Source organism: Streptomyces sp. NPDC104307 (genome assembly GCF_055584045.1).
The window spans coordinates 1-4,067 of record NZ_JBVJMU010000038.1 but is presented as its reverse complement, the minus strand read 5'-3'; the positions used below and the strand labels follow the sequence as shown (position 1 = coordinate 4,067).

Sequence of the window (4,067 nt, the reverse complement as noted above, 5' to 3'; positions counted from 1 at the left end):
ATGGCGGGCCTCGCCGCCATCGACGGCGTCGTCAAGGACGAGGTCAAGCCCCAGGTCCACACCTGGACCTTCCCCGACGGCAAGGTCCTCATCGTGCTCTCCGAGGGCCGCCTGCTGAACCTCGGCAACGCCACCGGACACCCCTCCTTCGTCATGTCCAACAGCTTCGCCGACCAGACCCTCGCCCAGATCGAACTCTTCACCAAGCCCGAGGAGTACCCGACCGACGTCTACGTGCTCCCCAAGCACCTCGACGAGAAGGTCGCCCGCCTGCACCTCGCCGCACTCGGCGTGAAGCTCACGACGCTGCGCCCGGAGCAGGCCGCGTACATCGGTGTCGAGGTGGACGGTCCGTTCAAGCCGGACCACTACCGCTACTGAGCCGCTGACCGCGACGGCATGCCGGTGACCGGCCGCAGTCACCACCGGTCAGCGACGACCGGCCACCGGCATGTTCCGCGTAACCGGTCCCGGAGCCCGCGGACGCCGAAAGCGTCAGCAGCCCTGGTGACTCAGCAGCGTGGCAGCACAGCACAGCAGCAGCTACGAACGCAGGCCCCCGCACCCCCGTGTCGGGGGCCTGCGCCGTACCGCACCCGCACAGCCCGAGGAACCCGAAGGACCCCATGCCCCGCGGCCGTTATTCGCTCCACGATCTTCACGACCACACCCCCCTCGGTGAAGAGCACTTCCACTGCGCCCCCGGCCCCTCCGGCTGGCGCTACGTCTCCCAGACGACCGCCCCGTCCGGCGACCACCTCGGATCCATCGATCTCACTCTGGACGAACTCGGCCGCCCGATCCGTCTCGAACTCCACGCCGCGAGCTGGCAGATCCGCGGCGCCGCCCTCGAAGGCGTCACCTGGGTCCGCACCGATCCGACCGGCACTCACGCCACCGAAGGCAATGTCCGCGCCCACACCTTCACCGGCACTTCCCCCGCCTTCCTCATCGCGACCGCACGCCTGCTGCGCCTCACCCCCGATTCCCCCGCGACCCGTCTCCGCGTCGTCGCCTTCACGGATCCGGTCCTGGCCCCCCGTACCGTCGACCAGTCCTGGGCCCTGGTGAACAGTGAAGCGCACGCCACTGACAATGGGCCGCTGATCGTGGACGAATACCAGGTCAACGCCCTGGACACCGGCGAGCAGCACACCATCCACCTGGCCGGCGATGTGGTCCTCTCGGCCCCGGGCATCGAGCTGGAAGAGCTGGAATCCCCGCCTTCGGCCTAGGGCCTGTCGTCAAACTGCCGTCTGCCGTGCGACGCCATGCACGCACTCTCGCCGCACCGGCCCCAGACCCCAGTACGTCCAGTACAGGGGCCTGGGGCCGGCACGCCGAGAAATGGGGTCTCCCCTGGTCGAGCGAAGCCGAGAGCTTGGGGAAGCACCTGACGCCGCCCGGCCGTCCTCCGGGCGACGACGGCAGTTCGACGACAGGCCCTAGCGCCGTGAGGGGCACCAGCGCCCGCCGAACATGCCCTAAGCGGGCGGGGCGAACCCCGTGGCGGGCGGCGGCACGGGTTCCGTCTCAGCAGCAGGGGCCTCGGGCGTATGGGAACCAGGCACAGCCCCCGAGCCCCGCGGCCCCTCACTCACGCTCGCACCGCTGCCGCTGCCGCTGCCGCTGCCGCTGCCGCTGCCGCTGCCGCTGCCGCTGCCACCGCCACCGCCACCGCCGTCGCCGTCGGCCCGACCGGCGTCGCCCGTCGGCCCGGGAGGCCCCATGGGCCACCCCGTACCCGTACCGCCGGGGCGGTCGGAGGAGGACCGGGAAGCGGCGAACATCCGGTGCGCGTCCCGGGCCTGCCGCTCGTTCACCACGGCTGCGAGGTACGCGGCGGCGGGCACGCCCACCGGGGCCGGAACCCCGGTCCACCCGGCCAGCTCCCCGGCCAGCCGACCGGCCATGGCCCGGCCCACATCCGCGTCCAGCTGGTGCATCCGCGTCAGGTACTGCCGTACCGCCAGCCACAGTTCGTCCGGAACCGCCGACAGGTCGAGCCCGGAGAAACGTCCCACCAGCCAGGGCGGCGGGGGAGGAACAGAGGCGGACCGGCCCGCGGGCAGCCGCTCGCGTACGACGAGCGTCCCCGCGAAGACATCCCCGAGCCGCCTCCCGCGCGCCGAGACCAGTGACGCGATGGACGCGACCACTCCGAGCGTCATGAGGATCTCCACGACACCCATCGCCCCACGCACCAGCGCGTGCCGGAACCGGATCGGCCCCCCGTCGTCCCGCACCACGCGCAGCCCGCACGCCAGCTTCCCCAGCGAACGGCCGTGGCTGAGTGTCTCCACCGCGATCGGAGCGCCGACCAGCACCAGCAGGAACGTCGCCACGGAGACGGCTGCGAACGCCGCCGCGTCCAGCCCGGAGGTCGCCACGGCCAGTGCGACCGAGACCAGGACGAACGCCGTCCCGACCACGACCAGATCGATGGACAGAGCCAGCGCGCGGCTCGGCAGTTTCGCCGGCCGCAGCCCCAGCACGACCGCGTCCCCGGTCACGAGCTCGCTCATCCCCGCCCACCCTTCGCCGTCCATCCCTGCCCCGCCGGGCCACAGTCTGCCAAGCTGACCCGCAAACGCGCCGCAGCAGTACGGACCCGTACGCACCCATGCCTGGAGCAGCAGCCGACCATGGACCTCGACGTCTTCGTCATCGCCCACCGCAGCGAGTGGGACCGCCTGGACCACCTCCTGCACCGCGGACGCAAGCTCACAGGCGCGGAAGCCGACGAGCTGGTCGACCTCTACCAGCGCACGGCGACCCATCTCTCCCTGATCCAGTCCGGCGCCCCCGACCCGCTGCTCATCGCGCGCCTCACGCAGCTGGTGGCCCGTGCCCGCGCCACGGTGACCGGCACCCGACGGGCCTCGTGGCAGGACGCCGCGCGATTCCTCACCGCCGGCTTTCCCGCAGCGGTCTATCGCTCCCGGCACTGGTGGATACCCACGGCCGTCCTCTCCACGCTCCTGGCCGCGTTGATCGGCTGGTGGATCGCCACTCATCCGGAAGTCCAGTCGGCCATCGCCGCGCCGGAGGACCTGCGCCGCATGACCAGCCCCGGTGGCGAGTACGAGACCTACTACTCCAGCCACCCCGCGGCCTCGTTCGCCGCCCAGGTCTGGACGAACAACGCCCAGGCCGCAGCCATGTGCCTGGTGCTGGGCGCGTTCCTCTGCGTCCCGGTGATCTGGATTCTCTTCCTGAACGTGCTCAATCTCGGCATAGGCATCGGACTGATGTCCTCGGCCGGCCGGCTCGACACCTTCCTCGGCCTGATCCTTCCGCACGGACTGCTGGAACTCACAGCCGTCTTCGTCGCGGCAGGAACCGGGCTCCGACTGGGCTGGACGGTCATCGACCCCGGTCCGCGCACTCGGCGCACCGCCCTCGCGCAACAGGGCCGCGCCGCGATCGGCATGGCCATCGGCCTGGCCCTGATCCTGTTCGTCTCGGGCGTCATAGAAGGCTTCGTCACCCCCTCCGGCCTGCCGACCTGGGCCCGCATCGCCATCGGAATCGCCGCCGAGCTGTCCTTCCTCGCGTACGTCTACATCCTGGGCGGCCGTGCGGCCCGCGCCGGCGATACCGGCGACGTTGCCGATACCGAACGGAGCGCCGGACTCCCGGTGGCCGCCTGATGTGCGTACGCCTCTCCTGACCTGCTAGTCTCCTCCTCGCCCCAAAAAACCGTTGACACGGCGCACTGGGGGAGGTAGATTCGAACAGTTGCCTCGAACTGGACAAGTTCGGGCCCAGCAGTTAGTGTCATCTCGCTCTCGCCGGAAATTGAATTTCCGCAGAGCCATTGATTCCCACTCTCCGAATCACGAAGCCGATTAGTTCGGCCGAACTGTTTCTGATAAAGTCGGAACCGCCGAAAGGCAAGGCCACTTCAACGGCCACCGGAATTCAAATTCGAACCGGAAACGGAACGAAATCGAGTCTGGTAAGGTTGGAACCGCCGGAAAGGGAAACGCGAAAGCGAAGAACTGGAAAGCGAAAATGCGAGGCCCGCTTCGACCGGGAATCGGACACGAAAGAGTCTGATAGAG

General features: G+C 69.7%; 4 protein-coding genes. 3 read left to right on the top strand and 1 reads right to left on the bottom strand.

Annotation, left to right across the window (positions count from 1 at the left end; translation table 11 throughout):
- Both ACZ601_RS39030 and ACZ601_RS39025 read left to right on the top strand, forming a co-directional pair.
- Positions 1-381 (top strand): adenosylhomocysteinase (locus ACZ601_RS39030; RefSeq protein WP_469546993.1); only part of this gene is annotated, 381 nt, incomplete at its 5' end.
- 245 nt (positions 382-626) lie between these two features.
- Complete coding sequence (locus ACZ601_RS39025) at positions 627-1,235, top strand: hypothetical protein (RefSeq protein WP_469546990.1); 609 nt, start codon at positions 627-629, stop codon at positions 1,233-1,235.
- A 249-nt stretch (positions 1,236-1,484) separates the two neighbouring features.
- On the opposite strand, the gene ACZ601_RS39020 is transcribed toward ACZ601_RS39025, so the two are convergent.
- A complete protein-coding gene (locus tag ACZ601_RS39020) occupies positions 1,485-2,525 on the bottom strand; it encodes an RDD family protein (RefSeq protein WP_469546987.1) in 1,041 nt (346 codons plus the stop codon).
- A 120-nt stretch (positions 2,526-2,645) separates the two neighbouring features.
- On the opposite strand from ACZ601_RS39020, the gene ACZ601_RS39015 reads away from it, so the two are divergent.
- A complete protein-coding gene (locus ACZ601_RS39015; RefSeq protein WP_469546985.1) occupies positions 2,646-3,653 on the top strand; it encodes a stage II sporulation protein M in 1,008 nt (335 codons plus the stop codon).
- Positions 3,654-4,067 lie beyond the last annotated feature (414 nt).

What these genes read in the sequence shown, in the direction of transcription:
- ACZ601_RS39025 (WP_469546990.1), top strand. Translation starts at nt 627, where the DNA reads ATGCCCCGCGGCCGTTATTCGCTCCACGATCTTCACGACCACACCCCC.
- ACZ601_RS39020 (WP_469546987.1), bottom strand. Translation starts at nt 2,525, where the DNA reads ATGAGCGAGCTCGTGACCGGGGACGCGGTCGTGCTGGGGCTGCGGCCG.
- ACZ601_RS39015 (WP_469546985.1), top strand. Translation starts at nt 2,646, where the DNA reads ATGGACCTCGACGTCTTCGTCATCGCCCACCGCAGCGAGTGGGACCGC.